Genomic DNA, 21,139 nt, shown 5'->3' on the forward strand with positions numbered 1-21,139 from the left:
GGTGTCCCTTCCATGGGTGGGGGGAGGTGCGGTGGCTACCACGTCCCCAGGGTGAGGACGTGGTCTTCTCCGGCGACGAGGTCGAGCGGCCGACGGCCGGAGGAAGTCCACAGGTCGATGCGGAGCGACCGGTGCGGTGTGAGGACGGCTCGCGCGCCGTCGGGGGTCCAGGAGAGGTCGAGTCCGGCGCCGAAGCGGGTGCGGATGCCGTGGAGCCGGCCAGTGCTCAGGGCGGCCGGCGGCGCCGGAAGCAGGACCAGGCGGTCCGGGGTCGACTGCACGAGGGCTTCGATGAGCACGGCGGGCAGCGCGTGTGCGGCGTCGGCGTTGTAGACGTCGCGGTCCGGGTAGTGGGCGCTCATCAGGGAGGCGTGGAAGAAGTCGCCGTCCAGGACCCGGTCGAGGGCGGCGGCGACGCGGGCGCCGTCGCGCAGGCGGGCCGCCACGAGCGCGTGGTGGAGGTGGCCGTGGGCCGAGTCGTTCTCGGCGCCGCGCAGTTCGAGCGCGCGGTGGGCGGCGGCCGCGAGCTCCGGGGTGTCGTACGGGGTGATCTCGTCCAGCGGCCAGACGCCGTAGAGGTGGCTGAGGTGGCGGTGGTCGTAGGTGTCGTCGAGGCCGGGCCAGGCCCATTCGGCGAGCGCGCCGTCGGCGTTGGTCCGGTGCGGGGGCAGCCGGTCGGCGAGGGCCCGCCAGCGGTCGGCGTCCGGGCCCGGGTGGTAGTCGGCCGCGGTGCGCAGGGCGTGCCGGGCGGCGGAGAGGTCCATCGCCGCGTTGACCGCACCCCAACCGGCGTTCGCGGGCCGGTTCTCGGGCGAGTAGGAGGGAACGATCACGAGGTGGCCGTCGGCGTCGGTGCGGGTGAGGAAGTCCTCGTAGAACCGGGCGGCTTCGGCCAGCGCCGCCGCCGTGCGGGGATCGCGCTCGCCGCGGATCTCGTCGTGGTCGACGAGCGGCTTGAGCAGCCAGTCGGCGCCGGCCGTCCACAGGTGCAGGGGGTACTCCCGGCTGAAGTGGTAGGCCAGCCCGGACTCGCCGTCGCTGTGCGCGGGCGCGACCGCACCCCGGGCGCCGAACACCGCGCGGGCGTTCTCCCGCCAGTCGCCGAGCTGGCGCTCGATCAGTGCGGCGCAGGCCTCGGTGACTTCGGGAAGGGCGGCGGCCGCGGCCGAGGCCGTCTGGAGGTTGACGTTGGCGTCGTTGGTGAAGGCGCCGGACCAGGCGGTGTCCCAGTCGCCGGTCCACAGTCCGGTCAGGCGGGGCGGGTTGAGGCCGGAGGCGGAGAGCAGGTGGTAGCGGCCGGCGGCGAAGAGCCTTTCCAGGAGCGCTGCTTCTGCGCGCTTTTCGAGCAACTGGGAGCCCGGGAGGGCGCGTTCGGCCGGGTCGGCGGCCAGGTCGAGGATGACGCGGGTGTAGGCGGTGCGGTGCGGGCCGAGGTGGCGGGCGAGCAGTGCGTCGTACGACGGCCGGCCGGCGAGCAGGTCGCCCAGTCGGCGCGCCTCGGCGGTCACGTCGAGCTCGCCGGTGTGGCGGCGGACGCGGGTGAGGAGGAGGACGGACTCGGCGCCGGTGACGCGGACGCCCGGCGGGACGAGTTCGGTGGTGCCGCCGGTGACGGCGACGAGGGTGACGCCGGTGTAGGCGCGGTCGCTGCCGGGGTAGCGGGCGCGGAGGCTGAGCAGGGCGCCCTCGGGGGTGCGCAGCGCGCCGTGGCCGACGCCGAGGCCGGACGGGGCGCCGGGGAGCTGGTGGTCGAGGGCGATGCCGAGGTCGGCGGTTCCGGTGATCTGCTGCACGATCACGTCGTCCGCGCGGGAGACGAAGACCCTGCTGGTCCGGTCGGCGGTGGTGGCGGTGACCTCGCCGGTGGTGAAGTCGACGGAGCGGCGGTAGCCGTCGGGCCGGCCGTGCGGCCTGCGCAGCCGGATCTGGAAGGCGGGGTGGAAGGGCTGGACCCACTGGAGCGGGCGGCCGTCGGTGAAGCTCTCGGCGGCGTCGGACTCCCCGGCGAGCAACCTGTCCTGCACCCCGGTGAGTTCGGCCGCCAGGTGCGGCGGGCGGGCGTGTTCGCCGCCGTTCGGGCGGACGAGGGTGTGGTGGGTGACGATGACGCGGTCGTCGTTCGGTTCGCCGAACACGAGGACGCCGTGATGGCCGTTGCCGCTCAGGAAGGCGTCCTCCCAGCGGGCGGCCGGGGCGGGCTCCCAGGTGCCGTGGACGGGGCCGGTGGTGGCGTCTGTGCCGGTGCCGGTGGTGGTGGTCATGGCTTGAGCACCGCCACTCCGTAGCGGCCGAGGAGGATCTCGTCCGTGACGGCCGTACCGGTCAGCAGGTCTCGATGTGTTCCCATGAAGGGGATCTTCACCTCTTCACGGCCGTGGTTGAACAGGAACAGCAACTCGCCCCGGCGGACCGCCTCGACGCCCGCGGGCAGGCCGTCGAGCACCGGGCGCGCCCCCGCGTCCGCCGCGATCCGACCGAGCAGCTTGCGCAGCGCCTCCGGCTCCGGGAGCGTGGAGAGATACCAGGCCCGCCCGGTGCGCAGCACGGCCGGCAGCCCGTCGAGTTCCCCGCCCTTGTACGGCACGGTCTCCGTGACCCCGGGCGCGGCCTCGATCTCCTCCGACCACAGGATCCCCCGGAAGCCCTCGCAGGCGACGCTCTCCCCCGCGTCCAGCGGCCACCACTCGTGCAGGGTGCGGATGCCGAACAGCTCGCGCAGCCGTGCGTCCATGCCGCCGGGACGGATCCGGTCGTCCTCGTCGGCGATGCCGGTCAGGAAGCCGCTGACCAGGGTGCCGCCGCCGCGGACATAGGCGAGGAGGTTGTCGATCGCGGTGTCGGTGAGGAGGTAGAGCTGCGGGACGACGACCAGCTTGTAGGAGGACAGGTCGTGTTCGGGGTGGGCGAAGTCGGTGGTGAGGTTCGACTCCCACAGGGCCCGGTGCCAGGCGTGCAGGACGTCGGGGAGGTCCACCTCGGTGGAGAGCCGGCCTTCGTGGGCGCCGGCCCACCAGGAGTGCCAGTCGTGGAGGATCGCGATGCCCGCGCCGACGTGACGATCGGTCACCTCGTCGCCGATGCGGGCGAGTTCGGAGCCGAGCTGCCTGACCTCCTGGTACGTACGGCCCTCCTCCCCCGCGTGGCTGACCATCCCGGAGTGGAACTTCTCCGCGCCCTGCCTCGACTGCCGCCACTGGAAGTAGCAGACGGCGTCCGCGCCCCGGGCCACGGCCTGGAGGGACCACTGGCGGTTCAGGCCGCGGGGTTTGGGGTGGTTCACCCCGCGCCAGTTGACCGGCCCGGCGGCCTGTTCCATGAGCATCCAGGGGCCGCGCGCCTGGGAGCGGGTGAGGTCGTGGACGAGCGCACTGTGCTGCGCGCCCAGCGGATCCCGCGGGTCGGGGTAGAGGTCGACGGAGACGACGTCCTCCTCGGCCGCCCAGCGCCAGGCGTCCTGGCCGATCCAGAGCGGCATGAAGTTGGTGGTCACCGGGATGTGCGGGGTGTGCCGGGCGACGATGTCCCGTTCGGCCGCGTAGCACTCCAGGAGCATGTCGGAGGTGAAGCGGCAGAAGTCCAGCACCTGGGTGGGGTTCTTCATGTAGTGGGCGTGACGCGGCGGCAGGATGCCGTCCCAGGTGTCGTAGCCCTGGCTCCAGAAGGCCGTGCCCCAGGCGGAGTTGAGGGCGTCGAGGGTGCCGTAGCGCGCCCGCAGCCAGCGGCGGAAGGCGGCCGCGGCCTCGTCGCCGTAGTCGAAGGTGCAGTACTCGTTGTTGATGTGCCACAGGGTGAGGGCGGGGTGGCCTGCGTAGCGGGCGGCGAGGTCCTCGGTGATGGCGGCGGCGTAGCGGCGGTAGGTGGCGCTGGAGTGCGAGAAGTGCTGGCGGCCGCCCCACCACTCGGTGCGCCCTTCGGCGTCCCGGGGCAGGGTGTCCGGGTGCAGCCGCCCCAGCCACGGCGGCGGGGACGCGGTGGGGGTGGCGAGGACGACGCCGATGCCGTGGCCGTGCATCAGGTCCATGAGCCGGTCCAGCCAGCCGAAGTCCCGGTCCCCCGGCTGGGGTTCGAGCCTCGCCCAGGAGAAGACGCCCATGGTCACGGAGTTGACCCCGGCGGCCTTCATCAGCCGCACGTCCTCGTGCCAGGTCTCCTCGGGCCACTGCTCGGGGTTGTAGTCGCCGCCGAAGAGGATCCGCCCGCGGGTGGTGTCGGAGATGCTCGGCGGCTTTCGTCCGGCGGTCATCGGACCGGATCCCCGTACTGGATGCCGCGCCCGTTGGTGGCGAGGTAGACCCGGCCGTACACGCGCGGGTCGCCGGTGACGGCCTGCCCGATCCAGCCCCACTGGTGCTGGTCGTCGTTGACGCGGACCCAGGTCCCGGCCTCGTCGTCGGAGCGGTATACGGCGGTGCTGGACTCGGTGGAGCCGACGAGGTAGATCGCCGGGTAGTCGGCACCGTCGGCGGCCTTGCCGAAGCCGAGGGTGTAGGCGGCCCAGCAGCTGGCGACCTTGGTGAAGCTCACGCCCCCGTCGGTGGACCGGTACAGCCCGTTCCACTTGACGCTCAGCCACAGGTCGCCCGACCGGTGCGGGGCCGCGACCAGCTGGAACTGGCTGTCACCGGAGGGCAGCCCGGTCGCACGCGCCGTGAATGATCGGCCACTGTCAGTGCTGGCTTGTAGCGTTCCAGTGTCGGTGTCGTACGCGTAGAAGAGCGTCGGGTCGGCCGGGTCGGCGACCGGCGTGGCGCCCTTCGGGAAGGAGGAGTTCTCGGTCCAGGTGGCGCCGTTGTCGTCCGACCGGTGGGCGGGGTACTTGGTCCCGTCCCAGTGCACGAAGGACCACAGCAGCACGCTGCCGTCGGCGTTGGCGGCGATCGGCCCCGGTGCGTCATGGGCGAGGGAGGGCTGGGCGGCGAAGGGCGCCCAGGTCCGGCCCCCGTCGTCCGAGAAGGCGCCGTTGCCGTTGTCGCCCCAGCCGGTGCGGACCACGTACGCCGGCCGGCCCGCGGCCTGCGCGAGCCCCGTCGCCGACCCGAACACGGGGTTCGTGGCCATACCGCGGGACGGAGACGCGGTGAGCCGCTCGTGGTACAGGACGCCGATGTCCCCCGAGCCGCTCAGCAGGTGCGCCTCCCCGACCGGGGGCGACACCAGCTGCAGGACGGACGTCTCCTCCAGGCCGCGGATCCGCGGGGCCCAGTGGACGAGGTCGCGGGTGCCGTAGAGGGTGGCGCCGGTGCCGTAGACGATGTGCTTCGAGTCGTACGGGTCGACGGCGACGGCCTGGATCCACCACCCGAACTTGGGCTCGTCGCCTCCCCACTTCAGGAAAGGAGTCTCGGACACGTCGAAGACGGCGGAGTCCTTGAGGGACGTCCAGGTGCGGCCGCCGTCGGTGGTCCGGTAGAGGGTGTCCACGGCCGACCACCTGTTGTTCGTCGAGACGACGACGGTGCCGGGCCGGCGGGCGTCGACGGCGACCCCGCCGTAGCCGAAGGTGTCGCTGCCGCCGGGCACGGCCGGGGTGACGTCCGTCCACCGCCCGGTGGCCACGGCGAGCTTGTGCACGCTGCCGTCCGACTGGCCGTTGGGGCCCGGGGCGTCGGCGTACGTCACGTACAGCTCGCGGGCGTGGCGGTCGTAGGCGGCGCGGACCGGGATCTTGGCGGCGGTGCCGGTGGGCTGGTCGGAGACGGCCTCCCAGGTGGTGCCGTCGGTGGTGCGGTAGAGATTGACAGCGGAAGCGCCGCCGTCCCCGTCCGCCCAGCCCGCGTACACGGCACGGCCGACGGCGACGAGGAGGCTGACGCCCTGGCCGGAGGCGGACGGGGTGGCCGGGAAGCCGTCAGCCGCCGCCCAGGTGGCGCCTCTGTCGGTCGACCTGAGCAGTCCGTCGTGTCTGGTCCCCAGCCAGAGGGTGTCGCTGTCCCGCGGGTCGACGAGGAGGCGTTCGCCCATGCCCCGGCCGTCCTCGTTGGCGCCGAGTCTCACGCTGAGGTCGGTACGGGTCCAGGTGGCACCGCGGTCGTCCGAGCGCAGGACCGCGCCGTTGCCGGCCCAGGACTGGGCGTAGGTGCCGAGGGCGAGGTAGAGCCGGTCGGGGTGGGCGGGGTCGACGGCGAGGGCCTCCACACCGAGGAGGTTCCAGTCGTCCCAGCCGAGGTGGTCGGTGAGGGGCGTCCAGCGGGCGGTGCGGGCGTCCCAGCGGTAGGCGCCGCCGATGTCGGTGCGGGCGTAGGCGAGGCCGGGGGTGGTGGGGTGGAAGAGGACGCCGGTGACGAATCCGGTGCCGCCGATCACTGCGTTGCGCCAGCGGTACGCCTGCGGCTGGGGCTCGGCCGCGTGGGCGGCAGGGATCGGGAGGGCGGTGAGGGCGGCGGTTGCTGCGGTGCCGGCGAGGACGGTTCTGCGGCTCAGGGTGGGCATGGGGAACCTTCAGTGGGCGTGGGTTGGGTGGGTGGTCCGGGGTGGGGGCTGGGGGCGGGGGGTTTCGCTTGCCCGCGCTTGCGGGGTGCCGCTGCGCCCACCCGTGCCGCCCTGCGGCACGCCTGCCCGCAGCTGGGTGGCTGGGGAGGGGCGGCTGGGCAGCGCCCCGTAAGGGGCGCGGGGAACTGCGCGACCAGCCCCCACGCACCCGCAGTCGCCGACGCTCCCCGACCGCCCCGCCCCGAAGGCGACGTCGGCTACCCCTTCACCGCCCCGGTGAGCATCCCCTTCTTGAAGTGCTTCTGGACGAACGGGGACAGGACCGCCACCGGCAGCAGGGCCATCACCATCACCGCCATCTGCACGGCGAGCCCAGACAGTTCGCCCGTCTTGATCGCCTGCCCCAGTCCCACCGGGGCCTGCTGTTTCTGGACCAGTTGGATCATGACGTTCTGCAGCGGCATCTTGTCCTGGTCGTTGAGGTACAGGGACGCGTTGAACCACGCGCTCCAGTACCCGACCGCGTAGAAGAGGGTGATGACCGCGAGGACCGCCCGGGACAGCGGCATGACGATCTGCCACAGGATCCGGAAGTCGCCGGCGCCGTCGATGCGCGCGCTGTCGGTCAGTTCCGGCGAGATGCCCATGAAGAACCCGCGCAGGACGAGGATGTTGAAGACGCTCACCGCGCTCGGGAGGATCAGGGCGAGATAGCTGTCGGTCAGGCCCAGGGACTGGACCAGCAGGTAGGTCGGGATCAGGCCGGCGCTGAAGAACATCGTCGCCATCAGCAGCATCAGGAACCAGCGGTGGCCGAGCGACCCGATGCGCGAGAGGCCGTAGGCGCACAGGACCGACACGGTCATCGAGAACACCGTGCCGACGAGGGTGATCAGGACGCTGATGACGGTGGCCCGGGTGACCTGGCCGCCGCTGAGGAGCTCCCGGTAGGCGACGAAGGTGATGCCCTTGGGGACCATCACCAGCCCGCCGGCCTCGTCGATGGTCCTGCGGGAGGACAGGCTGGTGACGACCACGATCCAGAGCGGGAAGAGGACACCGAGGCAGGCCAGGGCCAGGACCAGGCCCTTGCCGGCGACGCCGGCCCTGCTCGGTTCCTCCTCCCACACGGGGCGGGGCGGTGCGGCCCACCGGGACGGCGGCCGCTCCCGCGTAGGCGGTTCGTCGATGACGGCGGTCATTTCTTGTACACCCCCTGCTCGCCCATGAGATGGGCCACCTTGTTCGCGGCGAGGACCAGGCCGAGGCTGACCACGCCCTTGATGAGGCCTGCGGCGGCCGCGTAGCCGAAGTCCTGGTTGCGGACGCCGTTCCACCAGACGAAGGTGTCGAGGACCTCCGAGGCTCCCGGTCCGACGGCGTCGCGTTGGAGGAGGATCTGTTCGAAGCCGACGGTCAGGGCATCGCCGACGCGCAGCACCAGCAGCAGGGCGATCACCGGGCGCAGGGCCGGCAGCGTGACGTGCCAGATGCGGCGCCAGCGGCCCGCACCGTCCATCGCCGCGGCCTCGTAGAGATCCGGGCTCACCGACGCCAGCGCCGCCAGGAAGACGATGATGCCCCAGCCCGCGTCCTTCCAGACGCCCTCCGCCGTGACCAGGAACTTGAAGGTCGACGGGTCGGTCATGATGTCGAGACCGTCGTAGCCGTGCTGCCGCAGCAGCTGCGACAACAGGCCCGCGCCGCCGAAGATCTGCTGGAAGACGGAGATGACCAGCACCCACGAGAAGAAGTGCGGGAGGTACAGGACCGCCTGGGCGAGCGCCCGCACCCGGGGCCGGACCACGCTGTTGATGAGCAGCGCGAGGGCGATCGGGATCGGGAAGAACAGCACGAGTTGCAGGAAGAACAGCACCAGGGTGTTCTTCACCGCGTTCCAGAACGCGGAGTCGGCGAAGATCTGCTGGAAGTTCTCGATGCCCACCCACGCGCTGTGCAGCATGGAGACGATGCCGTTGTCGCTGACGTACGGGTCGTAGTCCTGGAAGGCGACGATGTTGCCGAGGATCGGCAGATAGTTGAAGACCAGGAGCAGCAGGACCGCCGGCAGTGTCATCAGGATCAGGGCGCGGTCGCGTCTGAATCTGAGGCGCAGGCTCAGCTTCCCGGTGTTCCCCTTCTTCCCGGTTCCGGTGGCGCCGCCGGACGCCACCGGGGTCTTCCCCGTACCGTCGTCGTCTGCCTCGGCCCTGCTGCGAGGCACCGTGCTGTGGGACACGGCCGTTCTCCTTGCCTCAGTGCCCGGTCAGCTCGCCGAACCGTTGTCGTCGAGCAGCTTCTGGTACCAGTCGCGCAGCTTGTCGCCGCCCTTGGTCTTCCACTCGGCGACGGCCTGCTGCATGTCGCTGATCTTCTTGCGGCCGCGGGTGATGTCGTCTTCCAGCGTCTCGAAGTCGTCCATGAGGTTGGTGTAGCGGGACGGCTCGGTGATCATCTGGCCGAAGAAGCTGGACTTCCTGGTGAAGGAGCCCATCCGCTGCTGCCACTCCACCTGGGCCTTGGCGACGTCGGGGAAGTCGGGGTGGGCGATGGTGGCGGCGGGGCTCGCGATCATGACGTAGGCGTTGATGACCTCGTTGTTGCCCCGGGTGGTCTTGGTGGGCACGCCGTTCTTGACGGTGTAGTGGGTGCCCTCGACGCCGTAGTTGGTGGCCATGTACTCCTTGGTGCCGTACGGCGCGGCGGTGGTGTTGGCGACGGCCAGCACATCGTGGATGACGGACTCCGAGGCCTTCTTGTTGACGAAGGCGAAGATGCCGGCCGGCTGTTCGGCCCAGACCTGCGGGTTTCCGCCGTCGTGTCCGTAGACGTCCATGCCCCAGATCTTGAAGTCCGGGTTCTGGGTGGCCTGTTCGGCGGTGCGGCTCCACCACTGGCTGATGTCCTGGGCGTAGATGAGGAACTCGCCGGCCGCGAACTTGGGTCCGGGGTCGGGGGCGTTCTTGCCCAGCTTGGCGTCGGGGTGCACGACCCCGGCGGCGAAGAGCTTGCGGGTCCACTCCAGCGCTTCGAGGTACTCGTCGGTCTCGATGCGGTTGATCAGCTTGCCGTCGACGAGGTTCCAGCCGAGCGGCTTCTCGCTGCCGGAGAGCACGCTGAACATCTGCCAGGCGGTCCACTTCATGTCCATGCACGCCCAGCGCTTGGCCTTGGCGTTGGTGATCTCCTTGGCCAGGGAGAGGAACTCGGCCGCCGAACGCGGGACCTCGTAGCCCTCCTTGTCGAAGATGTCCTTGCGGTAGAGGGGCACGATGTTGGTCACGTACGAGGACGGCATCGGCAGTCCGCGCAGCTTGCCGCCGAAGATGCAGCGCCGCCAGGCGTCGGTCGGGATGGCGGCGAGGTTCGGGTAGTCCTTGACCTTGTCGCCCGACAGGTACGGGCCGAGGTCGGCGAACTTGCTGATGATGGCGGTGGGTATCTTCCCGCCCATGTTCCAGTTCGGGATGACCACGACGTCCGGGACGTCGCTGGAGGCGAGGACCGCGCCGAGCTTCTGGTCGTAGGTGTTGCCGTCCTGGTTCTGCCACTCGACGTCGACGCCGATCATGTCGTTCATCGCGTTGTAGTACGGGTTGTCCTGCTTGGGCGGGGACCCCCAGAACGGCGACATGACGGTGACCTTGCCGCCCTTGCCGAGCTTCTTCGGGACGGAGGTCTTCAGGGTGGCCAGGTCGAGCTTGCTGGTGAAACCGATCGACGAGCCGTTCTTCGACGGGATGTCCGGGGTCACCACGTTGTTGGCGACGTAGGACGGCAGCAGCTTCTTCGCGTCCTTGCCCGAGGAGGAGCCTCCTCCCGACCCGCTGTCCGATGCCCCGCAGGCGGCGAGCAGCGGCAGGCCGCCCGACACCGCTGCGGTGGCGACTGCCGTGGAGGCGAGGAAACTTCTCCGGCTCGGCCCGGAGGGGGCGGAAGCGGCGTTCGGCGTCATTGCGTCAACCCTTCATGGCGCACCAGGACACCCGGCGGTGGCCGTCGGCTGCGGTGTCTTGAGTGGAACTGGCTGAGCGGAAGCGATCCTCCGACCGATGTCATGCGTCCCCGGCAGGAACCGGCTGACCGGTTGACCGGCCGATCGACCGACCGGCCGTTCGACCGACCGGTCGTCGACTAGTCGAAGCGCTTCGATGTTGCTGCGAGGTTAAGTGAACACCCGGGGGTACACAAGGGTCGCTTCCAAGATTCCTCCGAGGCACAAGGGGTGACCTGTCCGTATGCGCCACTTGAAATATCGCCGACCATCCCTTGACACCCACCCCTGCGTCGAATGAGCATCGAAGCGCTTCGAAAGGCCTCGCCGCTCCATCGCAAGGGGAACCGCACGTGACCGCAAAAACGCCGCCCGCGCCGCCTTTCCGCGATCCGCACCTGCCGTTCGCGAAGCGCATCGACGATCTGCTGGCGCGGCTCACCCTGGACGAGAAGGTCTCCTTCCTGCACCAGTTCGCGCCCGCCGTGCAGCGCCTGGGCATCGCAGCCTTCCGCACCGGCCAGGAGGCCCTGCACGGGGTCGCCTGGATGGGCCCGGCGACGGTGTTCCCGCAGGCGGTGGGGCTCGGCGCGACCTGGAACACCGATCTCGTCCGACGGGTCGGGGAGGCCGTGTCCAAGGAGGTCCGGGCGATGCACGCCCGTGACGACCGGGTCGGCCTCAACGTCTGGGCCCCGACGGTCAACCTGCTGCGCCACCCGCTCTGGGGCCGCAACGAGGAGGGCTACTCCGAGGACCCGAAGCTCACCTCCGCCATCGCCACCGCCTACACCCGCGGCCTGCGCGGCGACCACCCGGTGTACTGGCGCACGGCCCCCGTCCTGAAGCACTGGCTGGCCCACAACAACGAGACGGACCGGGCGACCTCCTCCTCCTCGGTCCGCCCGCGGGTGCTGCACGAGTACGACCTGCGCGCTTTCAAGGAGACCGTGGAGGCCGGTGCGGTGGCCGGGGTGATGCCCGCGTACAACCTGGTCAACGGCCGCCCCAACCACGTCTCCCCGTACCTGCGCGAGCAGCTGCGCACCTGGACCGGCGAGGAGCTGCTGGTCTGCTCGGACGCCGGCGCGCCCAGCAACCTGGTCGACCACGAGCACTACTTCGCCACGCACGAGGAGGCCACGGCGGCCGCCCTCCTCGCCGGTGTCGACAGCTTCACCGACCACGGCACGGACGGCTCGGTCATCGTCGCCCGGATCCAGGGCGCTCTCGCGCAAGGCCTGCTGACCGAGGCCGACGTCGACACGGCCGTCCGCCGCCAGCTCTCGGTCCGTTTCCGCCTCGGCGAGTTCGACCCGCACGACGGCCCGGACGGCGGCCCGCACGACGGCCCGCACGACGGCCCGCACGACGGCCCGGACGGCGACCCGCACCCGAGCCCCGCCGAGTCCGCCGCGTTCGACACCCCGGCCCACCGCGCCCTCGCCCAGGAGGCGGCCGAGCAGGCGGTCGTCCTGCTCAAGAACGACGGCGACCTGCTGCCGCTCGCGCCCGACGCCCGGATCGCCGTGGTCGGCCTGCTCGCCGACGAGTGCAAACTCGACTGGTACAGCGGCACCCTGCTCCACCGGTCCACTCCGCTGGAGGGCCTGTACGAGCGGTTCGGCGCGGAGCGCGTGGAGTTCGCGGAGGGTGTGGACCGGGTCAGGCTGCGGCTCGCGGACGGCACCTTCCTGCGCGTGCGGACCGCCCCCGAGGCCGCCGACGAGGTGCGCGGCGAGGAGGGCGCCCTGGACCCGGCGCTGCTCGCGGGCCGCACCGACCTCCCGCCGCTCACCACCGACCGCACCGGCACCGAGTTCGCGCTGGTCGACTGGGGCGAGGACGTCCTCACCCTGCGCGCCCCGGACGGCCGCTATCTCTCCGTCGCCGAGGACGGCTTCGTCCGCGCCGCCGCGGACCAGCCCGGCGGCTGGGTCGTCCAGGAGACATTCCGCCTGGAACCCCACGAGAACGGTCACCTCCTCCGGCACCTCGGCACGGGTCGCCACGTCTCTGTCGCCGCCGACGGGGTGAAGGTTGCCGCCGAAAACGCCTCGATCTTCGAATTGATCATCGTCGAACGCGGAACGGACGCCGTCGCCAGGGTGGCCGCCGCGGCCGACGCGGTCCTGGTGGTCGCGGGCAACGACCCGCACATCAACGGCCGCGAGACCGAGGACCGTACGACCCTGGCCCTGCCCCCGCACCAGGAGCGCCTCCTGCGGGCCGCCCGCGCGGCGAACCCGCACACGGTGCTGGCGCTGGTGTCGTCGTACCCGTACGCGGTGGACGTGGCCCGGCTGCCCGCCGTGCTCTGGACGGCCCACGGCGGCCAGGCGGCCGGCACCGCGCTCGCCCGCGTGCTGGCCGGCGACGTCTCCCCCGCCGGCCGCCTCCCGCAGACCTGGTACGCGGCCGACACCGACCTTCCCGGCCTGCTCGACTACGACGTGCTCGGCGCCCGCCAGACCTACCTCTACTTCGAGGGCACCCCGCTCTTCCCGTTCGGCCACGGCCTGTCCTACGCGTCCTTCTCCTACGCGGACCTGGCGACCGAGGTGGCGGACGGATCGCTCCGGGTCTCCTTCACGGTCGCCAACACGGGCGATGTGACCGCGGACGAGGTGGCCCAGCTCTACACCCGGGCCGTCGAGCCCTCGTCGGTACGCCCGCGCCGCGAACTGCTCGCCCACCGCAGGCTCACCCTGCGCCCCGGCGAGCGGACCGGCCTGGCCTTCGAGGTCCCGCTCTCCGCCTTCGAGTTCTGGGACGTGGCACGCGACGGACGGCGCCTGGAGGCCGGCGCGTACGACGTGCTGGCCGGCGCGTCCAGCGAGGACATCCGGCTCCGTACGACCGTGGTCCTGGACGGCGAGCCGGCGGTACCCCGGCCCGCCGCCGAGCACGGCCTGGCGGCGGCCGGCTTCGACGAGCAGTCGGGCATCGCGATCGTGGACCGTACGAGGACGGAGGGCGACGCGGTCACCCCCGGGGGCGACGGTCCGGGTGAACTCGTCTACCGGGACTGCGACTTCGGCACGGGGGTCACGGAGGTCACCGTGCGGGTGTCGGGCACCGGCACGCTGGAACTCTCCCTGGACGGCGGCCCGCCGCTGGCCGCGCTGACGCTCGCCGAGCCGACGCCGGATCCCTACACGTACACCTCGCTCACCGCCGGCGTCGTCGCCGAGGGCGTCCACGACGTCCGCATCGCGCTGCGCGGCCCACTGCGGCTCGCGCACGTCGGCTTCTCCGGTTGAGGGTCCGGAGCGGCCGACACAGAGAAGGGGCCCGGCACCGGAAGGCATCGGTGCCGGGCCCCTTCGAGGGGACGACGAGCGAGCGTCACGGACGACGATACATGAAAATGGTTCCCATTAGCCACCCGATCGGACGGCAGGCACCGGCAGCGGGTACGCGAACGGCCGCAGCCCCCGCACAGCGGGCTGCGGCCGTCTCGTCGCTCTCGGGCCCGTCCGTGGCAGGTCAGAGGGCGAGGCCGGTGAGGACCAGGACGCGCTCGTAGGTGTAGTCGTCCATCGCGAACCTGACGCCCTCGCGGCCGACGCCGGACTGCTTCACGCCGCCGTACGGCATCTGGTCGGCGCGGTAGGAGGGGACGTCGCCGATCACGACGCCACCGACCTCAAGGGCGCGGTGGGCGCGGAAGGCGAGCTGGAGGTCATGGGTGAACACGCCCGCCTGGAGGCCGTACTTGGAGGCGTTGACGGCGGCGAAGGCCTCGTCCTCGCCGTTCACCTTCTGCACGGTGAGGACGGGTCCGAAGACCTCCTCGCAGGAGATCGTGGCCTCGGCCGGGACGTCGGTGAGGACGGTCGGCGCGTAGCTGGCGCCGTCGCGGTCGCCGCCGGTGACCAGGGTGGCGCCGTCCTCGACGGCCTCCTTCACCCATGCCTCGACCCGCTCGGCCGCCGCCTCGCTGACCAGCGGGCCGACGTCGGTCCTGTCGTCGGCCGGGTCACCGGTGACCTGGGCCTCGACGGCGGCGACGATGCGCGGGAGGAGACGGTCGTAGACGGCGGCGTCGACGATGACCCGCTGCACCGAGATGCAGGACTGGCCGCCCTGGTAGTTGGAGAAGGTCGCGATGCGGGTCGCGGCCCAGTCGAGGTCGGCGTCGGAGGCGTAGTCGCCGAGGACGACGGCCGCGCCGTTGCCGCCGAGCTCCAGGGTGCAGTGCTTGCGGGGCACCGAGTCCATGATCGAGTAGCCGACCTTCTCGGAACCGGTGAACGAGATGACCGGGAGGCGCTCGTCCTGGACGAGGGCGGCCATCTTGTCGTTGGCGACCGGGAGGACCGACCAGGAGCCGGCCGGGAGACCGGTCGTCTCGGCGAGCAGGTCGCCGATGATCAGGCCGGAGAGCGGGGTCGCGGGGGCCGGCTTCAGGATGATCGGCACGCCGGCCGCGATCGCCGGGGCGATCTTGTGGGCGCACAGGTTGAGGGGGAAGTTGAACGGCGCGATGCCGAGGACGACGCCCTTCGGGAAGCGGCGGGTCAGCGCGAGGCGGCCCTGACCGCCGAGGTCGGTGTCGAGGCGCTGGGCCTCGCCGCTGTTGAAGCGGCGGGCCTCTTCGGCGGCGAACCGGAACACGGACACGGCACGCCCGACCTCCCCTCGCGCCCACTTGATCGGCTTGCCGTTCTCGGCGGAGATCAGCCGGGCTATCTCCTCGGTGCGCTCGGCGAGGCGGCGGCTGACGTGGTCGAGGGCGGCGGCGCGTATGTGGGCCGGGGTGGCGGCGAACTCGTCCCGTACGGAGTACGCGGCGGCGACGGCTTCCTCGACCTGGGCGTCGGTGGGCACGCTGACCTTGCCGACGAGACGGGCGTCCCACGGGTTGGTGACGTCGAAGGTGTCCTCGCCGGTGACCTGGCGGCCGGCGAGCCAGAAGGCGTGGGTGGAGGTCATGTGCGAGTCCCGGCCTTTCCGCGTTGAGGGTGGTGTGTACAGGGCTGTTCGCCTCCACGGTAGGTCCGCGGGGGCGGGGGCGTGTTTGGCCGGGGTGTAGTGGTGGGGGTGGGGGGTGCGCCGGTTTGGCATGGTGGCGGGCGGGAAACGCTCAGTCCGTCGACGTCGCCTTCAGTGCCAGCCACAGCTCCATCCGTACGTCCGGGTCGTCCAGGGAGCGGCCCAGGATCTCCTCCACCCTGCGCATCCGGTAGCGGAGGGTGTGGCGGTGAACGCCCAGGTCGGCCGCCGCCGCGTCCCACTGGCCGTGCCGGGAGAGCCATGCCCGCAGGGACGCCACCAGGTCGCCCCTGCCGGTCGCGTCGTGCTCGTACAGCGCCCTCAGCAGACCGTCGGCGAACGCCTTCACCGCGTCGTCGGCCAGCAGGGGCAGGACCGAGCCCGCTGCCAGCTGTTCGTGCTCGACCAGGATCCGGCCCCTGCGCCGGGCCACGGACAGCGCCTGTTCGGCCTGCTTGTAGGCGGCCGCCGCCGCGATCGGGCCGGACGGGGCCGACAGCCCGATGACCGGTTCGTCGCCGTCCTCCGCGGCCCCCTGCTCCGGCACCGCCCGGGCCGCCTCGCGCGCCGCCGCGTACTCCACGCCCGCCGCCACCGCCGCACCCCCGTCCGCGGCCAGCACCACCAGCCGCTCCCCTTCGGGCACCACCAGCACCGCCTCCCCGGAGCGGGCCGCGGCCGACTCCACCGCCTCGGTGAGGCCGGCCAGCAACTCGCCCCCGCCATCCGCGACGATCATGCGGAACGGGGCGTCGAGCAGCCCGCCGTACAGGTCCCCGGCGACCCCGCGGGCATGGTCCGGCTGCCCGGCGAGCAGCATGCGCAGCACCGCCGCCCCGACCCGCTGCTCGGCCGCGTGGAGCGAGCGGGAGCGTTCCGTCGTGAGGGTGAGGAGCGCGATGGCCGAGTGGACGGCGTAGCGCTCCGCCGTGCCGAGTGCCGACGCCGTGCCGACCGCCAGGGCCGCGCGCGGGCGGCGTCCGGTGCCGAGCGAGTGCAGTTCCACCCGGTCCTCGTTGTCGGGGCCGCCGACCACCGAGGACGCCGGTGCCGGGCGTTCCCGGAGCCGTTCGACCTCCGCCGTCAGGCGGGCCGCCCGGCGCCCCGCCCACTCCGGCGCGGTCGCGACGACCGCGCCGGACGCGTCGTACAGCGCCGCCCAGCCGTCCACCTGCGCCGCGAGCGCGGACAGCACCCCCTCGGGGCCGGCGTTCAGGGCCTGCCTGGTCAGTTCGCGCTGGGCGGCGAAGCCCGCCGTCACCGCCCGGTACTGGTCGGCCGCGATCGCCGCGGAGACCGCCTTGCTGATGGCGAGGAAGGGCGTGCGGCGCGGTACCTCCAGGAGCGGCAGCCCCTCCTGTTCCGCCGCGTCGACGAGGGCCTTGGGGATCTCGTCGTAATTGACCCCGACGGCGAAGCCGAGGCCCACCACACCTGCTCCCACCAGGCGTTTCACATACTTCCGCATCGCCTCCGGATCCTCCGCGTCCAGCTTCAGCGCGGTGATCAGAAGCAGTTCCCCGCCCTCCATGTACGGCACGGGATCGGCGAGTTCGCTGACATGGGCCCAGCGCACGGGCACGTCGAGGCGGTCCTCGCCCGCGCGCACGGTCAGTTTGAGCGCGGAGTGGTGGACGAGCGAGGCGAGCGTCGGTGGCATGGGGCCGTCAGATCTTCTCTTCGGTCGTGAACGTGGCGGGCATCGCGAGCGACATGAGCGTCGCGAGCGAGGGCAGTGGTCTTTGGCCGTCCCGTATGAACGGCCTCTGTCGATTCTGCCTCACTGTACGGTCGCGTGTACCCCCGCGTTCAGAGCCGGCCGTCGCCCCTCAGGTCCACCAGCAGCGGCGGCGCGTGCTCGCCCTTGACGGTCGTCAGCGAGAGGACCGCGTACCCCGCCGGCACCCCGTGCGCCAGCTCGGACGCCGACCAGCGCTCCCGCTCCACCTGCCGGACGGTGACCGCCCGCGCGGTGGGCGCCTTGCCGGTGATCACCCGGCGTACGACGTGCAGCGCCTTGCCCGCCGGGGTCTCCGCGATGATCTGGCGGTCGGTGACGTCCCGGGTCTCGGTCCACTCCTTGCCCCAGACCTCCGCGAAGTCCTGGCCGTCCCAGGGGGTGAGTCCGGCGAAGGCCATCCGGCAGCCGGTGGCGCCGAGCAGGGGACCGCGGAGCGGGCGGGGTACGTCGTCCAGGGTGCGCAGGGTCAGCGCCACGCCCGCGTTGGCCGAGCGCAGCCGCTGGATGGCGCGGACCGCCTCCGGTGTCACCACGCCCGTCGCGTCGTCCAGGAGCAGGCAGGAGAAGAGCGAGCGGTCGTCCCGTACCGTCACGCTCGCCGTGAACTGGGCGAGCACCAGGCGGGCCAGGATGCGGGAGGCGTCCGCGTGGCCGCGCTCGGGCAGGTCGATGCGGACCCGGACCGGGTGGTCGAGGGCCTTGAGGGAGAAGGGGCGGGACTGGCCGGAGGTGTCGAAGAAGCCCGCGAAGGCCGGGCGGTCGAGGAGGGCGATGCGGTCGGCCAGGACCGCGCCGACGTCCCCCGGGTGCCCCATCTGGCGTTCCCGCGCGTCGAGCTCGCGCAGCAGCGACTCGTGGCCGGTCGACGTCAGCGCCTCGCGGAGCGCGGCGAGCGGGCCCGTGGCGCCGTCGAGGAGCTGGCGGAGTTCGGGGACGGAGGGGAAGCGGCCGTGGACCGCCCTGAACGGGCCGAGCAGCTGGGCGAGGACGGTGGTGGAGCGGCGGCTGTCGCTGCCGGGGTGCGGGTCGGCGAGGTCGCCGGCGAGGGCCTCGGCGAGTATGGCGGCGGCCTCGTCGGGGTCGGTGGTGCCGCCGTACAGGTCGAGGTCGTAGACGGACTCGGGGTGGGCGATGCGGACGACGACGTCGTAGGCGTCGGCGGGTCCGAGGCCGGCGCCTGCCGCGCCGACGACGACCACGGAGGCGCGGCCGGCGAGCGCGTGCAGGCAGAGCGACTCGGCGAGCGGGCGGACCAGGGAGCCGGTCTTGCCGGAGCCGGCCGGGCCGACGGCGAGCAGCGAGGTGCCGAGCAGTTCGGGGCCGAGGGCGAGGCCGGTGCCCCGGTACTGGTAGGGGTTGCGCGGGTCGTCGGCCGTCGTGCCGAGCCGCACCTGGCCGGTGACCAGGTCGTGCCGGGCGTGCCGGGCGGGCAGGTCGCGTTCGCCGGAGGGGTGCAGGCAGGCGGCGGCGCCGTCCTTGACCACGGCGGCGGTGAAGGTGGCCATGCTGTGCCGGCCGCTCCGTACGCCCTGCCAGGCGCGGGCGATCCGGGCGTGGTCCACGTCCCGCATCAGCCCGCTCCGCGCCTCACCGGCAAGCCGGTCGGCGGCGGCGTCGGCCCCGGCCTGGCGGAGATACAGGAATTCGGCGGGGTCCTGCTCGGGGGCGGGCGGCCGCTCAGGGGTGGGAACGGCCGATACCCAGGCAGGCGGACCGAAGCGCTGCCAGAGTTCGGACCAGTGACCGATTTTCCCGAGGACCAGGAAGATGGCACCGAAGACGAGGCCGATGTAGATCCAGGAGGACACCCCCCCGATCAGGCCGCCGGTACCGTGCGTCCACGATTTCGGGGCCAGCACGTACCAGGGCCACTGCCAGAAGTCGCCCAGGTACCCGTTCCACAGCAGGGAGCACAGGAGCCAGCCGCAGAGGAAGGCGAGCAGCGCTCCGCCCAGCAGCTGCTGGGCCGGCGTGCGCACCGGCTCCTCCGCCGGACGCGCCCGGTACCCGAACCGCCACACCCCCGGTGCCGTCTCCGGGCGTGGGGTGCGCAGCCAGGTCAGAAAGGCCGAGCCGTCCGGCAGCGGGGGCACCGTCGGCGGTGCCGTCGGCCGTGGCGGCAGCGCGGGCGCCTCGGTCGGCACCGCTTCCGCGTCCTGTGGCCCCGCCGGACGCGGCACAGGATTCGCATGCGTACGCCGCGTGTCCCACGTCCCGTCGCTGTCCATCGCTCTCGCTCCCTGACCAGCCATTGCGTCCACCGTCAGCGGCCAATCTAATGCCCCCACAAGGGGAGTTCACCGCTTACGCGGCCGAGGAGCCGTCCGGCCGGGCAGCGGCACCCCGCCCGCACTATGTCCATCAAGGACAACGGCACTCCCCGACAACGCCCACATGGAGCATCCCCACCTCCCACACCCGGCCCTAGCCTGCGAAGAAAGAAGGAAAGCGTCCGAAAACGCACCACCGGAGCAACCGGACGGGACGCGCCCGGCACGCATCGGTTCGCACCACTCATCAGGGAGCCCCCATGACCGCACTTCCGCAGGAGCGTCGCGTCGTCACCGCCATCCCCGGCCCGAAGTCGCAGGAACTGCAGTCCCGCCGCCTGGCCGCGGTGGCGCAGGGTGTGGGCTCGGTGCTGCCCGTCTTCACCGCGCGCGCGGGCGGCGGCATCATCGAGGACGTCGACGGCAACCGCCTCATCGACTTCGGTTCCGGCATCGCCGTGACCTCCGTCGGCGCCTCCGCCGAGGCCGTCGTACGCCGGGCGAGCGCCCAGCTGGCCGACTTCACCCACACCTGTTTCATGGTCACCCCGTACGAGGGCTACGTGGAGGTCGCCGAGGCCCTCGCGGAGCTCACCCCGGGTGACCACGCCAAGAAGTCCGCGCTGTTCAACTCGGGTGCCGAGGCCGTCGAGAACGCCGTGAAGATCGCGCGTGCCTACACCAGGCGCCAGGCCGTCGTCGTGTTCGACCACGGGTACCACGGCCGGACCAACCTCACCATGGCGCTCACCGCCAAGAACATGCCGTACAAGCACGGCTTCGGTCCGTTCGCCCCCGAGGTCTACCGCGTTCCGGTCGCGTACGCCTACCGCTGGCTCACCGGCCCGGAGAACGCAGGACCGGAGGCCGCCGCCCAGGCCATCGACCAGATCAGCAAGCAGGTCGGCGCCGACAACGTCGCCGCGATCATCATCGAGCCGGTGCTCGGCGAGGGCGGCTTCATCGAGCCGGCCAAGGGCTTCCTGCCGGCGATCCGCCAGTTCGCCGCGGACAACGGCATCGTCTTCGTCGCGGACGAGATCCAGTCCGGGTTCTGCCGTACGGGTCAGTGGTTCGCGTGCGAGGACGAGGGGATCGTCCCGGACCTGATCACCACCGCCAAGGGCATCGCGGGTGGTCTCCCGCTCGCCGCCGTGACCGGCCGTGCCGAGATCATGGACGCCGCGCATGCCGGCGGGCTCGGTGGCACCTACGGCGGCAACCCGGTCGCCTGCGCCGGTGCGCTCGGGGCCATCGAGACCATGAAGGAGCTCGACCTCAACGCCAAGGCGAAGGCCATCGAGTCGATCATGAAGCCCCGGCTCGCCGCCATGGCCGAGAAGTTCGACGTCATCGGTGACGTCCGCGGCCGGGGCGCGATGATCGCCATCGAGCTGGTCAAGGACCGCACCACCAAGGAGCCGAACCCGGAGGCCACCGCGGCCCTCACCAAGGCCTGCCACCAGGAGGGACTGCTGGTCCTGACCTGTGGCACCTACGGCAACGTGCTCCGTTTCCTGCCCCCGCTCGTCATCGGCGAGGACCTCCTCAACGAGGGCCTGGACATCATCGAGCAGGCCTTCGCGCGGATCTGAGCCACAGACTTCTCTCAGCCCGCACAAAGGTTCTCGAACCCGTGTGTCACCACCGCCCCAACCCTCCCACCTGGCGTGATGTGCGGGGCTGGGGCGGCCCCCGTCAGGCCGT

11 protein-coding genes are annotated in these 21,139 nt (G+C 72.0%); 2 read left to right on the forward strand and 9 right to left on the reverse strand.

Going from position 1 to position 21,139, the window contains the following annotated elements; all coding sequences use genetic code 11:
- Positions 1 to 35 precede the first annotated feature (35 nt).
- The 6 genes from SSP29_RS00300 to SSP29_RS00325 all read right to left on the reverse strand — a co-directional run bounded on the left by SSP29_RS00300 (position 36) and on the right by SSP29_RS00325 (position 10,384).
- On the reverse strand, positions 36 to 2,261 hold the full coding sequence (locus tag SSP29_RS00300) for a glycosyl hydrolase family 95 catalytic domain-containing protein (protein ID WP_089098421.1): 2,226 nt from the start codon (positions 2,259 to 2,261) through the stop codon (positions 36 to 38).
- Positions 2,258 to 4,243, reverse strand: a complete 1,986-nt coding sequence (locus SSP29_RS00305; protein WP_089098422.1) for a beta-galactosidase — start codon at positions 4,241 to 4,243, stop codon at positions 2,258 to 2,260. The genes SSP29_RS00300 and SSP29_RS00305 overlap by 4 nt, the downstream gene beginning before the upstream one ends.
- Positions 4,240 to 6,429 carry a sialidase family protein gene (locus SSP29_RS00310; protein WP_089098423.1) on the reverse strand — a complete coding sequence of 730 codons (2,190 nt, stop codon included), beginning with the start codon at positions 6,427 to 6,429 and terminating at the stop codon, positions 4,240 to 4,242. Before SSP29_RS00310 ends, SSP29_RS00305 begins: the two co-directional genes overlap by 4 nt.
- Positions 6,430 to 6,686: 257 nt before the next feature.
- A complete protein-coding gene (locus SSP29_RS00315; protein ID WP_089098424.1) occupies positions 6,687 to 7,631 on the reverse strand; it encodes a carbohydrate ABC transporter permease in 945 nt (314 codons plus the stop codon).
- Positions 7,628 to 8,668 (reverse strand): ABC transporter permease, encoded by a 1,041-nt coding sequence (locus SSP29_RS00320; RefSeq protein ID WP_089098425.1) that lies wholly within the window; start codon positions 8,666 to 8,668, stop codon positions 7,628 to 7,630. Before SSP29_RS00320 ends, SSP29_RS00315 begins: the two co-directional genes overlap by 4 nt.
- A 27-nt stretch (positions 8,669 to 8,695) precedes the next feature.
- Positions 8,696 to 10,384, reverse strand: coding sequence for an extracellular solute-binding protein (locus SSP29_RS00325; RefSeq protein ID WP_089098426.1), 1,689 nt, complete (start codon positions 10,382 to 10,384; stop codon positions 8,696 to 8,698).
- Positions 10,385 to 10,776: 392 nt separating this feature from the next.
- Between SSP29_RS00325 and SSP29_RS00335 the strand changes: the two genes are divergently transcribed.
- A complete protein-coding gene (locus SSP29_RS00335; RefSeq protein WP_089098427.1) occupies positions 10,777 to 13,686 on the forward strand; it encodes a glycoside hydrolase family 3 protein in 2,910 nt (969 codons plus the stop codon).
- A 226-nt stretch (positions 13,687 to 13,912) separates the two neighbouring features.
- On the opposite strand, the gene SSP29_RS00340 is transcribed toward SSP29_RS00335, so the two are convergent.
- The 3 genes from SSP29_RS00340 to SSP29_RS00350 all read right to left on the reverse strand — a co-directional run bounded on the left by SSP29_RS00340 (position 13,913) and on the right by SSP29_RS00350 (position 19,390).
- Entirely contained in the window at positions 13,913 to 15,361 is a 1,449-nt protein-coding gene (locus SSP29_RS00340) for an aldehyde dehydrogenase family protein (RefSeq protein WP_089098428.1), read from the reverse strand.
- Between the two features lie 151 nt (positions 15,362 to 15,512).
- Positions 15,513 to 17,081 (reverse strand): PucR family transcriptional regulator, encoded by a 1,569-nt coding sequence (locus tag SSP29_RS00345; RefSeq protein WP_089098429.1) that lies wholly within the window; start codon positions 17,079 to 17,081, stop codon positions 15,513 to 15,515.
- Positions 17,082 to 17,230: 149 nt separating this feature from the next.
- Positions 17,231 to 19,390, reverse strand: a complete 2,160-nt coding sequence (locus SSP29_RS00350; protein WP_089098430.1) for an ATP-binding protein — start codon at positions 19,388 to 19,390, stop codon at positions 17,231 to 17,233.
- A 302-nt stretch (positions 19,391 to 19,692) separates the two neighbouring features.
- On the opposite strand from SSP29_RS00350, the gene gabT reads away from it, so the two are divergent.
- The gene (gene gabT / locus SSP29_RS00355) at positions 19,693 to 21,027 is read left to right on the forward strand and encodes a 4-aminobutyrate--2-oxoglutarate transaminase (RefSeq protein WP_089098431.1); all 1,335 of its coding nucleotides are present in this window, start codon (positions 19,693 to 19,695) and stop codon (positions 21,025 to 21,027) included.
- Positions 21,028 to 21,139 lie beyond the last annotated feature (112 nt).

The sequence above is a fragment of the Streptomyces hyaluromycini genome (genome assembly GCF_002217755.1).
GTDB lineage: Bacteria > Actinomycetota > Actinomycetes > Streptomycetales > Streptomycetaceae > Streptomyces > Streptomyces hyaluromycini.

Excerpts from the sequence above, each read along its gene's own strand:
- SSP29_RS00300 (WP_089098421.1), bottom strand. The coding sequence starts at position 2,261 with ATGACCACCACCACCGGCACCGGCACAGACGCCACCACCGGCCCCGTC.
- SSP29_RS00305 (WP_089098422.1), bottom strand. The coding sequence starts at position 4,243 with ATGACCGCCGGACGAAAGCCGCCGAGCATCTCCGACACCACCCGCGGG.
- SSP29_RS00310 (WP_089098423.1), bottom strand. The coding sequence starts at position 6,429 with ATGCCCACCCTGAGCCGCAGAACCGTCCTCGCCGGCACCGCAGCAACC.
- SSP29_RS00315 (WP_089098424.1), bottom strand. The coding sequence starts at position 7,631 with ATGACCGCCGTCATCGACGAACCGCCTACGCGGGAGCGGCCGCCGTCC.
- SSP29_RS00325 (WP_089098426.1), bottom strand. The coding sequence starts at position 10,384 with ATGACGCCGAACGCCGCTTCCGCCCCCTCCGGGCCGAGCCGGAGAAGT.
- SSP29_RS00340 (WP_089098428.1), bottom strand. The coding sequence starts at position 15,361 with ATGACCTCCACCCACGCCTTCTGGCTCGCCGGCCGCCAGGTCACCGGC.
- SSP29_RS00345 (WP_089098429.1), bottom strand. The coding sequence starts at position 17,081 with ATGCCACCGACGCTCGCCTCGCTCGTCCACCACTCCGCGCTCAAACTG.
- SSP29_RS00350 (WP_089098430.1), bottom strand. The coding sequence starts at position 19,390 with ATGGACAGCGACGGGACGTGGGACACGCGGCGTACGCATGCGAATCCT.
- gabT (WP_089098431.1), top strand. The coding sequence starts at position 19,693 with ATGACCGCACTTCCGCAGGAGCGTCGCGTCGTCACCGCCATCCCCGGC.